A 23,501-nucleotide genomic window follows, 5' to 3' on the forward strand; every position below is an offset into this window, starting at 1 on the left:
TTGAGGTGCTTGGAAACATTGAACCTCGACTCTTAACATTTTTCTCATCATTTCTCCTCTCAATTATAGTTCTAACCCACACCTATAAATTCACGTCATTTATCTAGATAAACCGATGTATAACACATGCTTTATAAACTATCCGTCTTAATGTTTTAAACGAAAAACCAACACACTTGATGAGATGCAAAATAGTTAAATATTTGTAGATCTTTTTGTGACATAAACATACGAAATTGCATTTTATTTATTGGTAAAGAAGAAATTGTTATCTACACTCTAATGAAACCAAGCGTTAATCACTTGGTGGCATAATAAAAAAAACTAAAACGTTCAGTCGGCTAGATAAGGACAAGGAAATGAACAACGATAGTTTTGCTGCGTTTCAGGGGCTCACGGATGAAACACCCATTACCGAATCATTTTCTACCAGTGCAGACCCTTATGCTCATTATCTGAAAGATATTGTTGGCATTGATCTGCTGTCGCGTGAAGATGAGGTGTATTACGCAAAATTGAATCGCGCGGGTGATAAAAAAGCGCGTGATGTCATGATCGAATCAAACCTGCGCCTTGTTGTGAAAATCGCAAAGAGTTACCTAAAACGTAAAGGCAATAATTTCACCCTGCTCGACCTGATCGAGGAAGGCAACATTGGCTTGATTAAGGCCATCGACAAATACGATCCAGAACCAGGCTATCGTTTTTCAACCTATGCTGTTTGGTGGATCCGCGAAAACATTGAAGCCGCACTCATGAACACGGGTCGAACCGTTCGATTGCCAGCCCACGTGTGTAAAGAAATAAACAGCCTCGCCTCAAAAAAGCTCGATGCAAGCAAAAAAATGAGTAAAGAGGTTTCAATTTCTGAGCTATCAGACAGTTCAGGTGTAAAGGCCGAACGCGTCGATCAACTGGTGGCGTTAAGCGGGTTTATTGACGTGACGACAACGGTTGGAACTAGCCATGCGCCTATGGTGCTTGATCAATGCGAAAGTGAATATATCCCAGACCCTCAACAAGATTGTGAGGATCAATCCTTTACCCAAGCTCTAGAACAAATCATCTATACACTTCCTCCAAAATTACAAAAGGTGCTCATCCACCGTTTTGGTTTCTTTGATAACAAGGTGAAAACGCTGTCTGAGGTCGGACAAATGTTGGATGTGAATGTTTCTAATGAACGTGTTAGACAAATGCAGAAAGAAGCGGTCGAAAGAATTCAAAAACGACTCAAATTTGATGGTTGGGTGTAAGTCGTAACCCAGTTGAGAATTAGTTGAAAATAACGTTAAGCCAAAACAAAGACCTTTAGGGTGAGCCTCCAAGCTTGCCCTTTTTGTTTGCTGATTCGTTAGAAAAATAAAAAGATCGTAAGCACACGAACCCTAAGTCGCTAATCCCTAATGCCTAATGCCTAATGAAAAATGACAAATGCCACACCATTAACTTACCTTAAAGAAGTGACTCGCTCACTGCGCAAAATGAGATAATTGATATAAGTGGTTTCAAGACAATCTTGTTCCCACACTGATAAAATCCGTTTAGCCGCAAAATAATAATCTTTGTTTCTCAACAACATCCCAACGGTGCGGCTAAGCTTTTCAAATCGAACGTGATCGCTCGCAGAGATGTAGTCATCTTCACTTTCAATAATGGGCGCTAAACCATCAGCAAACCAATTATTCAATATTTCTCGCATCTCTAATTCGGACTCAGGCACATCCACACTCGACAACTCTCGATGTTGAGGTGGTGGCACTATGTACTTCGACGCTTGCGGTGAACTGACATAACGATACATGCCCTCACTCCTGTCTAACTGACCCTTCTAATAATTAAGGACATATTTACCTGTTCTCAAGTTTATTTATCGAAACAAACAACAAAAAAATTAAAAAAAGCCATGTATCAATAACTCTACATGGCTTTAATGAGGGCAACTTTACGCTGCCCTATCTCCTTGTTGGCTTAGACTAAATGTCGGTTTAGACTAAAACTAAGCTCTCTCGATTAAATCGAGCTTTGGTCGAAGTCGTTGCCTTGATCAGTTCCAGTTTGAGAATCTGAATCGAAGCTTCCAGAGTCGTCCGTGAAGTCAACACCTTGGTCTTGACCACCTGAACTTGTCCAGTCGCTGCCACCAGATTCCATACCCGCCATGTCCGGTTGCTGTTCTTGCGTAGAACCTTGCATGGTGTATTGATCATCGACCTCAACTTCAACAGAACCGCTAGCACCGTCTATTGAGCTACCCAATTCGTCGTAACCTTGGAATTGGATCTCGCTAGTACCTTCGTAACCTTCTGGAAGTTCAACAGATACAGGCTGCTCTAAGTTGCCACTGATTGTGAAGCTACCATCACCGTTATCCAGTGCGTTACTTACAGTAGCGCCCTCAGGTAAGCCAGACATATCAGCGTAATCAACCGATTCGTTACCACTCACCTCATCTGGAATCGAGATAGAGATAGTATCGCCCGGCGCCGCAGTTACATCTGCTGCGCTGTCTTCAGTTTCAGCATCTTGAGCTTGGTCATCAGCTTGTTGAGCCACTTCCACTTGTTGCTCTTCTGTTGCTTGAGCAGCTTGGACTTGTGGTTCATCACTTTGTACTGAATCATCTTCAACTTGGATGCTTAAGCTGTGACTTGATACTTCACCGCCGTCGTTAACTTCAACATTCATCGCTAAATTACCATCGAAGTCTTCGTTCGGCCAGTAAGTCCACTCACCTTCACCAGATTGAGCAAAGAAGCCAGCATCGTTCGCGTCTGCAACATCAACAACCTGTGCAGAATCACTCACGCCCAACTCATCCACCAGCTGTGCATCCGTGATAGTTAGTGAACCATCATCAGCTAAGGTATAACCTTCGCTCGCCGCTGCTTCATCGCCACTTTGGATATCCACATTGAAGAAGCTTTCGATGCGATTTTCGCCATCGGTCGCTATAAACCCAACTTGAACATCGCCGGTGTAGTCTTCAGCAGGAGTGAATTGATAGTTACCTTGGTTATCGCTCTCAATTACGCCCTGACCTTCCATCAAGCTTACTGACTCAATGCTCAAGCTGTCGCCTTCTGCATCGCTCAGATTCGCTAACATGTCTTCATCAGTGAACGACAAGGTGGCATCCGCTGCGATCTCCGTCGTTGTGATGCTGTTAACTTCTGGTGCTGCATTCTCTTGCGAGTCGCCTTCTTTCACGACCACGCCAGTTTGCTCATCATGAAGCACGCCATCTTTATCAACCACGTAAGCTATATCTGCTTCGCCAGTGAAGCCTGGTGCTGGTGTGAAGGTCCAAGTGCCATCGCCATTATCGACAATCTCACCTTGGCTGCGGTCGGCAAGATGAACCAGTTTCACTTCATCATCACTGTCAGCATCCACATTCTCAGCCAAACCGATTAGGTCGTCCGCCGTTAGGATGATGGAATCACCCGCTACGGTTTCGAAATCACCAGAATCGATGCCATCTTCAAACGCTTCCGGCTCATCTCCGTAATCAACCGTTGTTGCGCTAACCGTTACGAAGAACTCACCATGGAAGTCTTCAGGAGGCGTCATTTGAATGTTTGAGATATCCCAATCGAACAGGTCGATGTATTGACCCGGCTCGGTGATCATCACGGTATTCACACCATCTGTTACCTCAAATCCAACAGGGAAACCTGTCATCACCAAGTTACTCAGTGTCTCTGAGTCATCGACTAGGCCAACGTTCAGTCCCAAGTGACCCGTTTCATCTTCGCCGAAGACTAATGGACCGTCATGGTCAGTTGAAATAACCGCGCCATCTGCGACAGGACGTACGTACACAGGAACATCGAGAACCGTTTCGAACTCACCGTCACTCACGACAACTTGTAGGTCAGAAACACCCGCAAAGTCGCCTGTTGGTGTGAATGTCCAAGTACCATCACCGTTGTCTGTAACTTCTCCGCCATCTTCACCGTCTGCGGTGATAATGCGAGAAACAACAAGGTCTGCGGTATCAATGTCACCGAACAAGTTCATCAAGTCGCCAGCATCGAAGGTGAACGCGCCATCTTCGTCTGTGGTCATCATTGCGTTGCCGACATTGAATGGTGCGTCGTTAACCGGAATGACATCCACATTCAGCGAGCCATCAACCACTTCTTCACCGTCAGTAGCTTGATAACCGAGTTCTACTAAGCCATTAAAGTCTTGAGTAGTCACTAAGTGATACATGCCGTCTGGTTGCTGAGTTAAGGTCGCATTCGCTGGTGCTCGTACTGTGATGCTCTCAATGCTGATCTCGTCGCCATCAAGGTCTGTCACTTGACCCGCGATGTAAGCAGGGTCAATCACCATGACCACATCTTCTTCGCCTTGCATCTCAATGGTTGGCGCTTCAGGTGCATCATTCACTGGCGTAACATCGATGTTGCCGTCGACTGAAATTGTCTCTTGGCCATCGCTAACGTTAAACGTCATTGGCACATCGCCATTGAAGTTTTCGTTTGGTGTAAATGACCAAGTACCATCTTCGTTATCTAGCAACTCACCCAAGCTAGGGTCGATTTGTAGACCAGAAGCCGACAGCTCGTCTGCGGTGTTATCGATGTCGGTAGCTTGAGCTAACAACATGTCTTGTGTGATAAGAATGGTGCTGTCTTCGGCTGTGGTTAGTTTCACATCCTCCGACTCAGGTCCATCGTTCACGGCCAGAACTTCGATGCCTGCAGTTGTTGTAGCAGTCGCACCGTCATCATCGGTCACGACCACATCTAGGCTGATATCACCATTAAAGTTCTCGTTTGGCGTGAAGGTCACAGACCCGTTATCGTTTTGAACCAAGGTGCCGTCAGAGCCTGTGTAAGTCACACTTTCAAGCGACACTTCACCATCAACGTCAGAGCTATTAGCAATTAACTGCTCAGGGCTGATTGTAATGGTGCCATCTTCGTTCATTTGGTAAGACGTAGAACCCGCTACCGGCGCATCGTTAACATCCGTTACCGTAACACCAATATTAGCATCGACTGTCTCAGTGCCATCAGTCACTGTGAAGCCAAGGTTGACATCGCCATTGAAGTTCTCGTTCGGTGCAAAGGTGTAAGTGCCATCGCCATTGTCAGTGAACACACCTTCTGCGCCCGTGTAAGACACATCCGTGATAGAAAGGTCATCACCATCAATATCCGCAGCACCTGCTAATAGGTCAGCGTCAGTGAAGATTAGCGTTCCATCTTCCTCAACGGTAAAGTTTTGGTCTTCTGCTGTTGGTAGGTCATTGACTGGGTTAACCGTTAGGTCGACTCCAGCTTGAACAGTTTCAAGGCCATCTGACACATCGAAGCTCAAATCAATGTCACCGTTGAAATCAGCATCCGGAGTGATAGTAAATGAACCATCTTCGTTCGCTGTTACGGTCGCATTGTCACCTGCAGATAGGTTGCTTGCGGTTAGTGCATCACCATCAACATCGGATGCGTTAGCCAGCAACTGCTCTTGAGATAGCGTAATTGAACCGTCTTCATCAACCGAGTAAGCCACGTTTCCGGCCACTGGTGCGTCGTTAACTGCAATAACTTCAATACCAGCGGTAGTCTGAGCCGTTGCACCGTCGTCATCAATAACCGTCACATCAAGGTTGATGTCGCCGTTAAAGTTTTCGTTTGGTGCGAACGTTACCGACCCATCTTCATTTTGAACCAAGATACCGTCTGCACCTGAGTAGCTCACGCTATCAAGCGACACTTCACCGTCCACATCGGAGCTATTAGCAATCAACTGCTCAGGGCTCAATGTGATGGTGCCATCTTCGTTCATTTGGTAAGACGTTGCGCCTGCCACTGGTGCATCGTTAACGTCTGTTACCGTTACGTCGATGTTAGCATCGACCGTCTCTGTACCGTCAGATACTGAGAAGTCTAGGCTTACGTCACCGTTGAAGTTCTCGTTCGGTGCAAAGGTGTAGGTTCCATCGCCATTGTCGGTAAACACACCCTCTGCGCCAGTGTAAGACACGTCGGCAACTGAAAGCTCATCACCATCAATATCAGAAGCACCTGCTAGCAGTTGCTCGTCCGTAAAGGTAAGCGAACCGTCTTCTTCAATGGTGTAAGCGACATCTTCTACAACTGCGATGTCATTCACTGGATTCACAGTAAGGTCAGCCGTTGCAACAACCGTTTCAGTACCATCAGAAAGGTCGAAGCTTAGGTCAATATCGCCATTAAAGTCAGCATCCGGGGTAATGGTAAATGAACCATCATCGTTTGCCGTAACGGTCGCGTTATCACCGGCGGTTAGGTTGGCAGCGGTAAGATCATCGCCGTCCACATCCGATGCTTGAGCAAGCAGCTGCTCTTGGCTTAGTGTGATTGAACCATCTTCATCCACTGAGTAAGCCAAGTCACCTGACACTGGCGCGTCGTTAACCGCGATAACTTCAATACCCGCAGTGGTTTCAGCCGTTGCACCCTCTTCATCAGCAACGGTGACATCTAGGCTGACATTGCCGTTGAAGTTTTCATTTGGTGCGAAGCTGTAAGTACCATCACCATTGTCAGTAAAGATACCGTCTGCGCCTGAGTAGGAAACGTCGCTAACGGATACATCACCTTCAATGTCTGAGCTGTTCGCAAGAAGCTGTGCTTCAGAGATGGTAATCACGTTATCTTCGTCAACGCTGTAGGTCGTTGAACCTGCAACTGGCAAGTCATTAACGGCAATGACGTCGATACCTGCGGTTGTTTCAGCGGTTGCGCCATCTTCATCCATAACAGAGACATCAAGACTGATGTCACCGTTAAAGTTTTCGTTTGGAGCAAAGGTGTAAGTACCATCACCATTATCAGTGAATACACCATCAGTGCCGCTGTAGCTTACATCGCTGACAAACACTTCCCCTTCAACATCCGAGCTATTCGCTAGAAGTTGTGCATCGCTTAGGGTGATACTGCCGTCTTCTTCAACACTGTAAGTCGTAGAACCCGCTACCGGTACGTCGTTGATTGGAACCACTTGAACATCAATATTCGCCGATACAACATCTGTACCATCACTCACATCGTAAGTTAGGTCGACATTACCATTGAAGTTCTCGTTTGGAGCAAAGGTATAAGTACCGTCGCCGTTATCCGTGAACACACCGTCTGTACCTTCGTAGTTAACCGACTCGACAGAAAGGTCATCGCCGTCAATATCCGTTGCACCAGCCAATAGCTGTTCATCGGTAAAGGTTAGCGAGCCATCTTCATTAATGGTGTAGTCGTGGTCGTAGATTACAGACAGGTCGTTAACTGCTGTTACGGTCACGTCTAGTTCCGCTGGAGTAACCCCACCATTACCATCGTCTACGTTGTAGCTAATCGAGAATTCACCGTTGAAGTTCTCTTCCGGTGTAATGGTGTAAGTACCGTCACCATTGTCAGTGATAAGAGCGTTCTCAATTGAAACATCTCCAACACTTGGTTCGTTTCCGCCCGTATCACCAGAGTCATCACCTTCATCGCCGGTTAGCAATTCAGAGATATCAATGCCGTTTTCATTCGCGAGCGCTTCTTCTGCCGTTGGTAAATCAAACGCATTCTCGCTGCCTACATCTTGGCTTGGAACAATAACGCCGTTCACGATATCAAATACATGCCAGTGGTCACCCGATGGGCTTTCAGATAAATCAGGGCTAAAGGTTTCAACCAATGTATCGCCAACAAATACCTGAACCTGTACATCTTCAACACCATCTACATCCCAACTTCTGCTGGTGTAGTTGTGTACTGAATAGTGCATGTCAGCATCTTGATAATTTGGAATAGTGATGGTTTCAGGACCACCGCCATTCGTGTCATCTACATCTTGCTGAACGACATTACCTTCACCCAAATCATGGCTCATGTCGCGATAGTAAATATGGTCTAGCTCACTGCCATTCTCTGTATCGTAGAGCCATAGGTGGTTGTCCATATCACGTGGACTGTCACCCCATGTGACCACGATACGCATATCTGTTTCTTCAAGGACTTCAGATATTGCAGTCACGCCACCATTGGTATCTTCGCCTGCTGGAACTAGGAAGCTGCTAGTAATTGAGCCTTCTTGTTCAATCGTAACGGTACCTTGGTCAACAACTGGACCGCTCACAGAGTAGTTACCAGATTGATCGGTCACCGCTGTGTAAGAATGACCTGCGTTGTCGGTTAGCGTAACATCCGCACCTGCGATTGGATTGCCAGTTTCAGCATCCAACACTGTACCGGTTACGGTTGTTTCATCGCCCTGCTCTCCGATAATTGCGGTCATGTCATCGTCTTCGATGTCAGTCGCGAATTGTAGGAGCTCTTCTTGAGTAATGGTGTATGAACCGTCTTCTTCAATGGTTATCGCCACATCAGCAGAAACAATTGGCGCGTCGTTAACTGGGTCAACGGTTAAGCCTAAGTTAGCGGCAATTGGTGTGTCGCCATCGCTGATGCTGTAGGCAACATCGATGTAGCCATTGAAGTTTTCGCTTGGAGTGATTGAGAACGTGCCATCGCCATTGTCGACAATCGTTGCATCGTCGCCCACTAAGGTTAAGTCGGAAGCGACAAGGTCATCGCCCTCAATATCAGCGGCATTCGCAAGTAACTGCTCCTGCGTGATAGTGATGACATTATCTTCATCAACGTTCGCATAAACATCAGATGTCGTTGGCAAGTCGTTGACTGGGTTTACCGTCAGATCGGCGTTCGCCACAATCGACTCGGTGCCGTCCGAAATATCAAAGCTTAGGTCGATATCGCCATTGAAGTTCGCATCTGGCGTTACCGTAAAGGTGCCATCGCCATTATCAACAACGGTTGCATTATCGCCTGCGCTTAAGTTGCTTGCGGTCAGATCATCGCCATCCACATCAGATGCTTGAGACAGCAACTGCTCTTGAGTCAGAGTAATCGAACCATCTTCATCAATGCTGTATGCCAAGTCACCCGATACTGGTGGATCATTAATTGGAAGAACATCAATACTTGCGCTGGTGGCTACTGTCGCACCGTCTTCATCTGTCACCACTACATCGAGGCTAACATCGCCATCGAAGTTTGCGTTCGGTGCAAAGCTGAATGTGCCGTTGCCGTTGTCAGTAAAGATACCGTCAGCGCCTGTGTAAGTAACACTATCAATCGCCACTTCACCTTCAATATCAGAAGAGTTCGCCAACAGTTGCTCTGCACTGATGGTGATAACTTCATCTTCGTTGACTGAGTAGCTGGTTGAGCCTGCGATTGGCGGATCGTTCACCTCAAGTACGGTGATTCCCGCGGTGGTCGCTTCTGTTGCCCCTTCTTCATCGGTAACAACAACCGCTAAGCTCACATCACCATTGAAGTTCTCGTTTGGCGAGAAGGTGTAAGTGCCGTCACCGTTGTCTTCGAACACACCGTCACTGCCAGTGTAAGTCACGCTATCAATCGCAACCTCACCTTCAATATCTGAAGAGTTGGCTAATAGCTGTTCGTTACTGATCGTGATTGAGTTGTCTTCATGCACAGTGTAAGACGTGCTACCCGCCACTGGTGGATCGTTCTCAGGCGTCACGCTCACATCAATGTTGGCTTGAACCGTATCCGTGCCATCTGACACATCAAAGCTGAAGTTCACATCACCATTGAAGTTCTCGTTTGGCGCAAAGCTGTAGCTTCCGTCACCATTGTCGGTAAGCACACCATCAGCACCAGTGTATGTCACACCTTCGACTGTTAGGTCATCACCTTCAACATCCGTCGCACCCGTTAACAGGTCAGCGTCAGTGAAGTTAAGAACCCCATCTTCACCAATAGTGAATGCTTGGTCTTGTGGCTCTGGCGCATCATTGACAGGTGTTACCGTCAAGTCTAGGCCAGCAGCGACCATGTCCTCTCCATCGGTGACATCGTAACTAAATTCGATATTACCGTTGAAGTTTTCACTCGGTGTAATGGTGAAACTGCCATCGTCGTTCATTTGAACGGTCGCATTTTCATCATTGGTGGTTAGGTTGATTGCTGATAGGTCATCACCATCAATGTCGACAGCGTGCTCTAGCAACTGCTCTTGAGTTAGCGTGATGCTGTTATCTTCGGCTGTAACGGCACTAATATCACCGTCAACTTCTGGAGCATCGTTCGCAGGTGAGATGTGAATCGTCACGTCTTGCGTAGCTGTTGCGGTTGTACCGGTATCAACATCTGTTGATGTTGCATTCACAGTTAGAACCACATCACCATTGAAGTCACCTGAAGGGATAAACTCTAGCCCTTCTAGCTCGCCTGGTTGCAATGACCAAGTGCCATCACCGTTATCGGTACCTGCAGAAAGCGAGCTGCCTTCTGGCACGTCTTCAATCAAGATAGCAAGGTTTTCTGAGCCATCGGTATCGGTTAGAGCGGCATTAATATCAAGTGGTACAGGCGTATCTTCGGTACCAATGATTTGGTAGTCCGCGTCAGATACTGTGATTTCGATGTTATCGATACCAAACGACTCGTCACTAACCTCTTGATTCAATGTTGAACCAAAGCCTAATTCAAGCAGGCCGTCTTCAACGGGTACCGTTAAATTGATTTGGTGTGCTTGGTCGTTCCAACTACTGAAACCTTCACCTTGAGATACGCTATGGACAACTTCACCGACTTCATTGCCCTCTGAATCGTACAACGTTGTCGTGCCATCTTCGGTACGGAACGCAGAGTTATCTAACGAGGTAAGCTCTTCGCCACCGACAAAGATTTGGAACGACTCACCATCCCAAGAATCAATTTCGTAGAAGTTGAACGAGATATTAACTTCGCTCACATCACTTGGAATATCGTAAGTTTTGCTAACGGCCTCCTCGCCACCAGTGCCACCAATACGACCTAGCATGTCACCAGATTCGAAGCCTTGTGAGCTTTCAGTGCCTGTATTCCAGCCGTTTGAGCCAGACTCGAAGTTGTCTGAAGCAATCACTAGGTCAGAAGCAATCGACAGCTCTGGCATATCAACCACAGATTGAACATCAATCGTCGCTTCCGCTGGTACTGTCGCGGTACCGTCATTCACGTCGAACGTCACATTCACATTGCCGTCGAAGTTTTCATTCGGAGCAAATGTGTAAGTGCCGTCACCGTTATCAACCAAAGTACCGCTATCTGAAGCCACATTTTCAACCGATAGGTTATCGCCATCAATGTCGCCCGCATTTTGCAGCAATTGTTCTTCAGTGAAAGTAAAGCTGGTGTCTTCTTGAGTCACAAATTGTGGCTCACCGACTGTTGGCAAGTCATTAACTGGGTTAACCGTTAGGTCAGCCGTTGCTTGAAGCGTCGCATCACCATCGGTAATGTCGAAGTTCAAATCAATGTCGCCATTGAAGTTAGCATCTGGCGTGATAGTGAAACTACCATCATCATTTGCTGTAACTGTCGCATCACCACCAACGGTCAGGTTAGCCGCTGTTAAGTCATCGCCATCCACATCACTCGCTTGAGCAAGTAATTGCTCTTGGCTCAAGGTAATTGAGCCATCTTCGTCCACGCTGTACGCCAAGTCGCCCGATACCGGAGCATCGTTAACAGGCAGAACATCAATGCTTGCGTTGGTCGCTACGGTTGCGCCTTCTTCATCAGTAACGACAACATCAAGGCTTACGTCGCCATCGAAGTTAGCGTTAGGTGCGAAGCTAAATGTGCCGTCACCATTGTCGGTAAAGATACCGTCTGAACCTGTGTAGTTAACGCTATCAATCGCCACTTCACCTTCGATATCAGAAGCGTTCGCCAACAGTTGCTCTGAACTGATGGTGATAACTTCGTCCTCGTTGACTGAGTAGCTCGTTGAGCCTGCGATTGGCGGATCATTCACCTCAAGTACAGTAATACCCGCGGTGGTCGATTCAGTTACACCCTCTTCATCAGTTACGACAACATCGAGGCTAACTTCGCCGTTGAAGTTATCGTTTGGTGAGAAGGTGTAAGTACCGTCACCGTTGTCTTCAAAGACACCGTCAACGCCAGTGTAAGTCACGCTATCGACTGCCACATCACCTTCAATGTCCGAAGAGTTAGCAAGCAACTGTTCGTCGCTGATAGTAATGGAGTTGTCTTCATGAACGGTGTAAGACGTGCTACCCGCGATTGGTGGATCGTTCTCTGGTGTCACGCTGACATCAATGTTGGCTTGAACTGTATCCGTGCCATCTGACACATCAAAACTGAAGTTCACATCACCATTGAAGTTCTCGTTTGGCGCAAAGCTGTAGCTTCCATCGCCATTATCAGTAAGAACACCATCCGCACCTGTGTAAGTAACGCCTTCAACCGACAGGTCATCCCCATCAATGTCAGTCGCACCTGTCAGCAAGTCTTCATCAGTGAAGTTCAAGATGCCGTCTTCGCCGATGCTGAACGTTTGATCTTGTGGTTGTGGAAGGTCATTGACTGGGTTAACGGTTAGGTCAGCCGTCGCAACCAGCGTATCTGTACCATCGCTAATGTCGAACGTTAGGTCAATGTCACCATTGAAGTTCGCATCTGGCGTAACGGTAAAGCTGCCGTCATCGTTAGCAACAACCGTCGCGTCTCCATCAACAATCAAGTTAGAAGCAGTAAGGTCGTCGCCATCTACATCACTCGCTTGCGAAAGAAGTTGCTCTTGGCTCAAGGTAATCGAACCGTCTTCCTCAACACTGTATGCAAGGTCGCCTGATACTGGTACGTCGTTGATTGGTAATACATCAACCGTAATAAACGTATCAACTTGAGCGCCGTCTTCATCTTGAATGGTCACATCCAACTGCACTTGGCCGTTGAAGTTTTCATTCGGAGCGAAGCTACATGTACCGTCACCATTGATAGAGAAGATACCGTCTGGACCGTCGTAGTTGATCTCAACAAGCTCAACATCACCTTCAATATCAGAAGCATTCAACAGAACTTGAGACTCATTGAAAGTCAGTACTGAATCTTCATCGATGGTGTATGACGTTGGGCCAGCAACTGGCGGATCGTTCACCTCAAGGACTGTAATACCCGCCGTTGTTGCTTCAGTCGCGCCATCTTCATCCGTCACGACAACATCTAGGCTAACTTCGCCATTGAAGTTCTCGTTTGGAGAGAAGGTATATGTGCCGTCACCGTTGATTTCCAGAACACCGTCGCTACCACTGTAAGTCACGTTATCAATTGCGACTTCGCCTTCGATATCCGAAGAGTTCGCTAGCAATTGTTCGTTACTGATCGTAATAGAGTTGTCTTCATGAACCGTGTAAGACGTGCTACCCGCAACCGGAGGATCATTCTCTGGCGTCACGCTCACATCAATGTTAGCGGTTACCGTATCGGTTCCATCTGATACATTGAACGAGAAGTTCACATCGCCATTGAAGTTTTCATTCGGCGCGAAACTGTAGGTGCCATCGCCATTATCGGTTAGGACACCATCTGCGCCAGTGTAAGTTACACCTTCAACACTTAGGTCGTCCCCTTCAATGTCCGTTGCACCTGTTAATAGGTCTTGGTCATTGAACGTTAACACGCCATCTTCGCCGACTGTGAATGCGTGGTCTTGTGCTTCTGGACCGTCATTTACTGGTGAAACTGTTAACTCAAGGTTGGTAGAGACAACATCATCACCATCAGACACATCAAACGTAAAGCTCACATCGCCATTGAAATCAGCATCTGGCGTTAATGTGTACGTACCATCACCGTTATCGGTAATCGTAACGCTCTCATCATCGGTTGCTAAATTCAGAGCCGTCAACTGATCGCCATCTAAATCACGCGCATTAGCCAATAAGTCTTCTTGCGTAATGATGATTGAACCATCTTCTTCAACCGTTGCAGAAACCGGAAGTGCTTCAGGAGCGTGCTCAATGTGCGCGCCTGTCGCGTTAATGTAGATGGTTTGAGATACCGTTTCAGAATCATCATTCGATAACTCTGTCGCAGTTGCGGTTACATGAACTTCAAGCTGCTCATTGAAGTCTTCTGGTAACTGGATTTGTAACGCATTTTCGATAGCCGTTGTTGGTAAGTTCACCGTACCATCAGGGCCAACCGTTACTTCACCGCTGTAGATTTGGCTGTTCACTTCACCGACATCGATTGTGAAGTTGAAGTCAGAATAGTCAGCATCTCCGCCGCCATACAAATCTTCAAATCCGTAAACCAGCTCGCCGTCTTCATTAACCGTAGTACGAGTATGTTCGATACCATCTTGGTTTAGCTGAGAGCTTGAACCACCATGGAAGATCGCGTCACCATTCTGACCTTGAATCACTGTCTCGGTTCCATCAGCAGCCACAAAGACAAGTTGAGGATCAACCGTATCCATGTTCGCAGGCGAACCATCCTCAGCACGGAACTCGTACTGACCGTCTTGCATCGCATCAAAGTCGTTGTGCTGATGTCCGTTTGGAATTAAGAACAGGTTAAAGCTCTCACCTTCCTCGACTTGGAAGCTGAATTGATCTTGCCCTGGAACAAGGTCGCCGCCACCACCAACTTGTGATGCGTTTTCGTAAACAACTTCAACACCTGTGATGTTGCCGTCTTCGTCTACTTTGTAGTAACCCGCAGCGTTTTGGTAGCCAGCCGTCTCACCTTCAAACGTTACTGTGATTTCAGTGTCGTTGTAACTGGTGATACCGTTCTCTTGGTCATTCAGAACGCCTTCGTTATCGTATTGAATAACCGAACCTTCTGGCACACCATCTACTGTAACAGTGAGTGTTTCAGACAAGTCTTGGTCGACAAGTGCCGCAGCAATGTTCAGTTCAACAATACCGCCTGGCTCAACCAAAATCGCCTGGTCGTCGACGTTAACACCATCACCATCCGTGATAACTAAGTCAGGCGCATCAGCAACTGCTTCAATGTGAACATTAATGTCTTGTTCAACTTCATCCGTACCGTCTGTTACCGTAAAGCTGAACTGCAGATCACCACTGAAGTGCTCTTCAGGAACGAAGCTGAACGTGCCGTCACCATTGTCGGTGACTGTGCCTTCATCGCCAGAGTAATTGATGCTAGTAACGCTTAGGTCGTCGCCATCAATATCAATCGCACCACTCAACAGATCTTCTTGAGTGAACAGGATGCTGCCATCCTCTTCGATGTGGTACATGCCTGGGGCAACAATTGGAATGTCATTCACCGGATTCACGGTTAATGTCATATCATTAGACGTGCTCAGCTCACCATCGCTCACCTCATAAGTGAATGCAATATCACCGTTGAAGTTTTCAGAAGGTGTCACTGTGTACGTGCCATCACCATTGTCTACAATGCTGGCGTTCGGATCATTGGTTTCAAGCGAAGAAGCAAATAGCTCATCGCCATCTTGGTCGCTCGCGTTCTCCAACAGCATTTCTTGTGTAACGAGGATTGAACCATCTTCGTCGACATCTGCCACCATCGGTGTCGCTTCTGGCGCATCGTTGACGAACTCAACTTTTAGGTCGATGTTTGCGGCAACCACATCAGTGCCATCGCTCACATCAAACGCTAAGTCAACATTACCGAAGAAGCCTTGCTCTGGTGTTAATGTGTATGTTCCGTCACCATTGTCTGTGACTTCTACCGTGTCGCTTGCGCTCGTTACATTCACAACTGACAGTTCATCACCTTCAACGTCTGTCGCTTGTGCCAGTAATTCAGCTTCGGTAATAGTAATCGCTTGACCATCTTCCGTAGCGAAAGACATGTCAGGCACGTCTGGGGCATCATTGATTGGATTTACGGTTAGGTTGAGGTCAGCGGCAACAGTTTCGATTGCGTCAGTGACATCGTAAGTAAATTCAATCTCACCAAAGAAATCTGCACTTGGTGTAATCGTGAAGCTACCGTCTGGGTTTTCTACAACAACCGCATTTGGATCGTTGGTCGCTAAGTTAACGGCTTCAAGGTTGTCGCCATCTACATCGGTTGCATTCGCTAACAGATCCTCTTGAGTGATAGTGATTGAACCATCTTCATCAACAGTGGCTTCAATTGGACCACTCACCTCAGGGCCTTCATTGACAATTTCAACGTCAATTCTTGCAGTGCTTGGTGCACTTGCTTGGCCATCACTTATGTCGAAAGTCAGATTCACTTCACCAGAGAAGTCTTCTGCAGGTTCGAAGGTAAAGGTATTATCCCCGTTATCCGTTAACGTACCTTGCGTTTGGTCTGCAAGTAATAGGTTTTCGACATGAAGAATGTCGCCATCAACATCGGTAGCACCAGACAATAGGTCTTTCGCTTCGATGATCATGGAGCCGTTTTCAAGCATTTGGGTGTGCAATGGTTCACCCGGAACCGGCACATCATTGACTGGTACGACCGTTAGGTCTAGATGCGTTGCAACTTCATCAGTTCCATCAAACACCTTGTAGTCGATGTCGATTTCACCATTGAAGTTTTCATTCGGCATGAAGGTAAACGTACCATCGCCGTTATCAACTAGCTCACCGTTATCACCACCGTAAGTGATGTCAGAAATAGACAGCGTATCGCCTTCCACATCTGTGGTGTTCGCTAGCAAGTCATCTGCACTGAACGTGATACCTTCATCTTCATCTGTCGATAGAACAATCGGGCCAGAAACGATTGGCGCATCATTTACTGATTCGAAATTGATATTGATGATATTGCTGTCTGTCAGCTCACCATCGGTAACTTGGTAACCAAGTTCGATTTCACCATGGAAGTTTTCATCCGGTGTTACCGTCCAAGTGCCATCACCATTATCGGTGAGTGTTGCATGCTCTGAGTTTTCACCCACTAGCTCTAGATTTTCAATATCAAGGTCGTCGCCATCAATATCAGATGCTTGCGCCAGTAGTTGCTCTTCGGTAATCACAACCGAAGCAAACTGGGCAGAACCATCGGTATCGACAGTAATATTCGGAAGATCAGCCGTTAACTCGATTTCGTTGTCACCCGCATGGATATTCAACTCAACCGTTTCAGTAATCTCTGAACCATCTACACCAATCGATGTAAACACCGCTTCATCATGACAAGTTTGTGACACTGTCATGTTTTGAACGACGTAAGTACCATTACCTTGCACGGTACCAAGCTCAAAGTAGGACACTGGTTGATCAACCGTTAGCGTGTAATCTGTCTCGAAAGTACCACGGTCTTCTTTGTGGTAAGTCATCGAGTCAATTAGGTCGCCATCCTCATTGAACGCTTTGATTTCTACTTCTGTAAAGTGACGAGACTCTTCCATGAACCAGCCACCCAAACCATCTAGGTGGAAACTGATTTCATTGATGTCTTGACCTTCAACTGAAACCGTCAGTTTCTCATCACCACTTAAGCCTTGGCGGTCAGTATCACCGATACCATGACCAATGTGGGTGTTGCCATTCCAGGCACCAAGAGGGTCATCGTTACTTTGAACAGTTACCGTTAAGTCACCATCTGAGAACTCACGCGTATAAGGGTCAACTTCTGTACCCCAATCATCCACACTCGCGTTATCGTCAAACGTACCGATTTGTGTGGTGTGTGTACCTTCAGCAAGAGCATCTTCACTTGGAACAAAGCGCACTTCGGTATCTGCAGGAACTTCTTGTCCTACTTCCAGTACCACCCATTCGTCATTCACATTTGCTTCAATGATGCCGTTTTCTGGCGCTTGGTCTAAACGTAGTGCTGGTTCTTCACGAAGTGTCACACCAACTGTTTGGTCTTCTTGCGCTTGGATGAAGATTTCATCGCCCGCTTCTGGCGCATCGTTGACAGGGTTAACCGTCAAGTCGAGTGTCGTCAGAACTTCATTCTCACCATCACTGATGCTGTATGTGAAGTCCAACTCGCCATTGAAGTTTTCTGTGTGCGTAATAGTGAATGAACCATCGTCATTAGTAACAATTGTCGCATCTGGATCGTTGGTTTGTAGGTTAAATGCCGTTAACTCATCACCTTCAACATCGGTCGCATTAGCGAGTAACTGCTCTTGAGTAATGGTGATTGAATTATCTTCATCGACTTCAGCCTGAATGCCCGAAGTTTCAGGTCCGTCATTCACAGCGATAACATCGATGCCAGCGGTTGTGGTTGCGGTTGCACCGTCTTCGTCAACGACAACAACGTCTAGTGAAATATCACCATCGAAGTTTTCATTTGGCGTAAAGGTGTAAGTACCATTGCCATTATCAACAAAAGAGCCGTCATCACCGGAGTACGATACTCCAGACAGTGAAACATCACCTTCTACATCGGAAGAGTTTGCCAATAATTGCTCATCACTGATCGTGATTTGGCCATCTTCTTGAACTGTGTACGATGTTGAGCCCGCTACTGGTGGGTCATTCTCAGGCGTTACGCTGACATCAATAACAGCTGATGTTGAATCAGTACCGTCAGAGACATCGAATGAGAATTGAACATCACCATTGAAGTTCTCGTTTGGAGCAAAGCTATATGTGCCGTCGCCATTATCGCTAAGAACACCATCTGCACCAGTGTAGAGCACGTTTTCAATCGACAGCTCGTCACCATCAACATCCGACGCGCCTACAAGCAGGTCAGCATCGGTGAAGAGTAACGTACCGTCTTCTTCAATCGTGAACTGTTGATCTTGCGCTTGTGGCAAGTCATTAACCGGATTCACGGTAATGTCTAGGCCAACTTGAACTGAACCACCATCGTTATCGATGATATCGAAGTTCAGATCTAGGTCACCGTTGTAATCTGCGTTCGGTGTGATGGTGTAGCTGCCATCATCATTGTGTTGGATGGTCGCATTTTCATCAGTAGATAGATTGATAGCTTCTAAGTTATCGCTATCGATATCACCTGCTCTTGCTAGCAATTGCTCTTGGCTTAGCGTGATGGAGCTATCTTCATTGATGGTGTAAGCCAAATCGCCCGATACTGGCGCATCATTGATTGGCAATACATCAACGTTAATGTGTGTTTCAACCGTTGCGCCATCTTCATCTTGAATGGTCACACCCAGTTGAACCTGACCATTGAAGTTTTCGTTGGGTGCAAAGCTGCATGTACCATCACCATTTACAGTGAAGATACCGTCCGAGCCATCGTAGTTAATGCCAACAAGCTCTACATCGCCTTCGACATCCGAAGCATTCACAAGAATCTGAGATTCACTGAACGTCAGAACCGAATCTTCGTCAATGGTGTATGACGTTGGACCCGCAACTGGTGGATCGTTCACTTCAAGAACGGTAATACCTGCTGTGGTTTCATCAATTGCACCTTCTTCATCTGCAACAATCACATCAAGGCTGATATCACCGCTGAAGTTTTCATTAGGAAGGAAGGTATAGCTGCCATCGCCGTTATCTTGGAACACACCATCAGTGCCACTGTAAGTCACAGTATCAACCGACACCGCACCTTCAATATCCGAAGAGTTAGCTAGCAACTGTTCATCAGAAATTGTGATGGCATTGTCTTCATTGACCATGTATGAGGTTGAACCCGCAACTGGCGGATCGTTCTCAGGAGTCACACTCACATCAATGTTAGCGCTAACGGTTTCTGTGCCATCAGACACATCGAAACTGAAGTTCACATCGCCATTGAAGTTTTCATTTGGCGCAAAGGTATAAGTACCATCACCGTGGTCGGTCAGTACGCCATCACCACCTGTATAGCTAATACCTTCAACGGTTAAGTCGTCGCCATCAATATCGGTGGCACCGGTAAGTAAGTCGGCGTCTGTAAATTGAAGCGTACCGTCTTCTGCGATACTGAATTGTTGGTCTTGAGGAACCGGCAAGTCATTAACTGGGTTAACAGTAAGATCGGCGGTTGCTTGAACCGTGTCAGTACCGTCAGTGATGTTGAATTGAATATCAATGTCACCGTTGAAGTTTTCATCTGGCGTAATCGTGAAACTGCCGTCATCGTTAGCTACAACCGTCGCATCACCACCAACTGTTAAGTCACTTGCGGTTAGATCTTCGCCTTCTACATCGGACGCTTGAGACAACAGCTGATCTTGGCTCAGTGTGATTGAACCATCTTCGTTAACGTTGTAAGCCAAATCACCAGACACTGGCGCATCATTGATTGGTAATACGTCAACATTGATGACGGTTTCCACTTCTGCACCATCTTCATCACGAATGGTGACATCAAGCTGAACTTGGCCATTAAAGTTCTCATTTGGAGCGAAGCTGCAAGTGCCGTCACCATTTACTGAGAAGATACCCTCAGGGCCATCGTAGCTAATACCAACAAGATCAACATCCCCTTCTACATCTGAGGCGTTAAGCAACACTTGAGACTCACTGAAGGTAAGTACTGAGTCTTCATCAATGGTGTAAGACGTAGGGCCTGCAACCGGCGGATCGTTCACTTCAAGAACATTGATGCCCGCGGTCGTTGAGTCGGTCGCACCATCTTCATCAGCAACAACCACATCCAGTGCAATTTCACCGCTGAAGTTCTCATTTGGCGAGAAGGTGTAAGTGCCGTTACCATTGATTTCGAGGACACCGTCGCTACCAGAGTAAGTCACGCTGTCTATCGATACATCACCTTCAATATCTGAAGATGTTGCCAATAGTTGTGCATCAGAAATGGTAATCGAATTATCTTCATTCACCGTGTAGGACGTTGAGCCCGCAACAGGCGGATCGTTCTCAGGAGTCACGCTAACATCAATGTTTGCAGACACGGTATCGGTACCGTCTGACACATCGAAGCTAAAGCTCACATCACCATTGAAGTTTTCGTTTGGAGCAAAGCTATATGATCCCTCACCCAAGTCAGTCAGTACGCCATCAGTGCCTTCATAAGTGATGCCCTCAACCGTCAGGTTATCACCTTCAACGTCTGTCGCGCCTGTAAGAAGATCCGCGTCTGTGAACTGTAAAGTACCGTCTTCTGCAATACTGAACTGTTGATCTTGAGGTACTGGTAGGTCGTTTACTGGGTTAACCGTTAGGTCAGCCGATGCTTGAACGGTATTGGTGCCATCAGAGATATCGAAGCTGATATCAATGTCGCCATTGAAGTTCTCATCTGGCGTGATGGTGAAACTGCCATCATCGTTAGCTACAACCGTCGCATCACCACCAACCGTTAGGCCGCTAGCAGTAAGGTCATCGCCTTCAACATCAGATGCTTGTGATAACAGTTGCTCTTGGCTTAAACGGATAGAACCGTCTTCATCGATTGAGTACGCTAAGTCACCAGACACTGGCGCATCATCAACCGCTATAACACTCACATCGATGTTTGCAGAGACCGTATCGGTGCCGTCAGACACATCAAAACCGAAGTTTACGTCGCCATTGAAGTTTTCATTCGGTGCGAAGGTGTATGTGCCATTACCATTGTCGGTAAGAATACCGTCGCCACCGTCGTAGGTCACACCTTCAACCGTTAGGTTGTCGCCTTCAATGTCCGTTGCACCTGTTAATAGGTCGGCATCGGTGAAGATTAACGTGCCATCTTCTTCAACGCTGAACTGTTGGTCTTGAGGGACTGGCAGGTCATTAACTGGATTAACAGTAAGGTCAGCCGAAGCTTGAACCGTGTTGGTGCCATCTGAGATATCGAAGCTGATATCGATGTCACCGTTGAAGTTCTCATCTGGCGTGATCGTGAAGCTTCCGTCATCGTTTTGAGTAACGGTTGCATCACCGCCGACGGTTAAGTCGCTTGCTGTTAGATCATCGCCCTCCACATCAGAGGCTTGAGCAAGCAACTGCTCTTGGCTTAGGCGAATCGAACCGTCTTCATTGATTGAGTACGCTAGGTCACCAGACACTGGCGCATCATCAACTGCAGTTACGCTTACGTCGATGTTTGCAGAGACCGTATCGGTTCCGTCAGAGACATCGAAGCCGAAGTTTACATCGCCATTGAAGTTCTCATTCGGAGCAAAGGTGTAAGTCCCGTTGCCGTTGTCGGTAAGAATACCGTCGCCACCATCGTAGGTCACGCCTTCAACAGTAAGGTTGTCACCTTCAATATCTGTAGCACCTGTTAACAGGTCTGCATCGGTGAAGATGAGTGTGCCATCTTCCTCTATTTCAAACGTTTTATCTTCAGGAACCGGCGCGTCATTAATCGGACGTACCGTTAAATCAATTGCGCTGCTAATCGTTTCTTGGCCATCACTGATGTCGAAAGTAAGGTCAAGTTCACCATTGAAGTCAGCTGAAGGAACTACTGTGAAAGTACCATCACCATTGTCTTGAACTGTTGCATCAGCACCAACTTGAACGTTAGATGCAACCAGTTCGTCCCCATCTACATCACTTGCGTATTCGAGTAATTGTTCTTGAGTGAATGTTATGGAGCCATCTTCATCCATGATGTAAGCCAGATTTTGTTCTGCTTCTGGCGCATCATTTTCACTTTCTACTTGGATTTTGAACGTTTCGCTTACTGTTTCAGAATCAAAGTCATCCTCTACTTCACTGATGGTCTCTTCATCTGAAGCTTGAACATCAACGGCAAATGTCTCTTCGACTGTCTGTGAATCGAGGTCGTCACCGACTTGTTGCTCACCCGATTCAGAAGATGTAGAACTCGACGCTGCAGAGGTACGTGCAGCTTGGCCTTGTTCTTCATTACCTTCAGCATCTGCTCCACCTGTCGCAGACTCTGCGTTATCGCCACCTACTGCTTGAGCGCCAGCACCTGCTCCGCCACCACTGCCAGCAGCATTGTCCGAGCCAGCTTCCGAAGCCGCACCACCGACTACATTGGATTGAGCTGCATCAGAATCTCCATCGCTTTCTGGCGTCTCTTCTTGAACAGCCGCACCAGAAGCCGACGCATCTTCAGCATTACCTGCGCCACTCGGATTGTCTTCTAAAGCCTGATTAACCTCGTCGGCCGCATCCGTGTTTTCAGCACCCGTCGCTATTGTCGACGCAATCGTATTTTGTTGATTTTGTTGATTCTGCTGTTGGGAGGGCGTACCCGCGTCGTTCGTGTCCGTTTGTTCTACCGCGTCATTGAGATCTTCATTTTGGTTGTTTTGGTTATTTTCGCCTGCCATTACAGCCTCCGTTGCTACTAGCTAACTGATCGTATTTAGAGGCATTAAAGGACACCATTTTGAAAAACCAAGTTTTTATACAACATTTTTCATATTTTTCTTTTTATACATAAAGAATCAAAAAAAATTTGAAAACTACCTTTAAACATCCTTAGTTATTGTGATTAAAGCAATTAAGGCGGTGGAATGATGATAGACATGACGAGTTTGCTGCGTTCAATCGACAACAACCACAAAGGGCTTCAATTGCTACTAGGCGATTTTTATAAGGACTTTTCAGACGCAGCGATCAACATAGAGACGCTCCATAAAAGTGACCGTTTTGATGAACTCAACAACTACTCAAAGAGATTAAAGACCATCTTAACTTTACTGTGTGATCAAGACTTGCCACCCAAAATGGCCAAATTGGAACATTTGAGTAAGCACGAGTTTCCTGCGCCGGAAGATCTAATAGAGGATGTAAAAACTGAATTGCACAACGTCAATCGACAAATCAACCACTTGTTGGATATTAAGGAAGTAATAGATGGCAAGTAACC

The 23,501-nt window shown here is 46.8% G+C and carries 4 protein-coding genes; 2 read left to right on the plus strand and 2 right to left on the minus strand.

Annotated features, from left to right (window positions below):
* Positions 1 to 359 precede the first annotated feature (359 nt).
* Positions 360 to 1,256 carry an RNA polymerase sigma factor RpoD/SigA gene (locus AB4249_RS06935; protein WP_017060509.1) on the plus strand — a complete coding sequence of 299 codons (897 nt, stop codon included), beginning with the start codon at positions 360 to 362 and terminating at the stop codon, positions 1,254 to 1,256.
* 194 nt (positions 1,257 to 1,450) lie between these two features.
* On the opposite strand, the gene AB4249_RS06940 is transcribed toward AB4249_RS06935, so the two are convergent.
* Together AB4249_RS06940 and AB4249_RS06945 are read right to left on the minus strand one after the other, a co-directional pair.
* Entirely contained in the window at positions 1,451 to 1,804 is a 354-nt protein-coding gene (locus AB4249_RS06940) for a hypothetical protein (protein ID WP_017072193.1), read from the minus strand.
* A gap of 209 nt (positions 1,805 to 2,013) precedes the next feature.
* Complete coding sequence (locus tag AB4249_RS06945) at positions 2,014 to 22,959, minus strand: tandem-95 repeat protein (protein WP_372102646.1); 20,946 nt, start codon at positions 22,957 to 22,959, stop codon at positions 2,014 to 2,016.
* A 186-nt stretch (positions 22,960 to 23,145) separates the two neighbouring features.
* Between AB4249_RS06945 and AB4249_RS06950 the strand changes: the two genes are divergently transcribed.
* Positions 23,146 to 23,499, plus strand: a complete 354-nt coding sequence (locus AB4249_RS06950; protein WP_372102648.1) for a hypothetical protein — start codon at positions 23,146 to 23,148, stop codon at positions 23,497 to 23,499.
* Positions 23,500 to 23,501: the final 2 nt, after the last annotated feature.

Source organism: Vibrio sp. 10N.261.55.F4, assembly GCF_041470465.1.
GTDB classification, from domain to species: Bacteria; Pseudomonadota; Gammaproteobacteria; order Enterobacterales; family Vibrionaceae; genus Vibrio; species Vibrio crassostreae_C.

Coding starts and splice junctions, on each gene's coding strand:
- AB4249_RS06935 (WP_017060509.1), top strand. CDS start 360: ATGAACAACGATAGTTTTGCTGCGTTTCAGGGGCTCACGGATGAAACA.
- AB4249_RS06940 (WP_017072193.1), bottom strand. CDS start 1,804: ATGTATCGTTATGTCAGTTCACCGCAAGCGTCGAAGTACATAGTGCCA.
- AB4249_RS06945 (WP_372102646.1), bottom strand. CDS start 22,959: ATGGCAGGCGAAAATAACCAAAACAACCAAAATGAAGATCTCAATGAC.
- AB4249_RS06950 (WP_372102648.1), top strand. CDS start 23,146: ATGATGATAGACATGACGAGTTTGCTGCGTTCAATCGACAACAACCAC.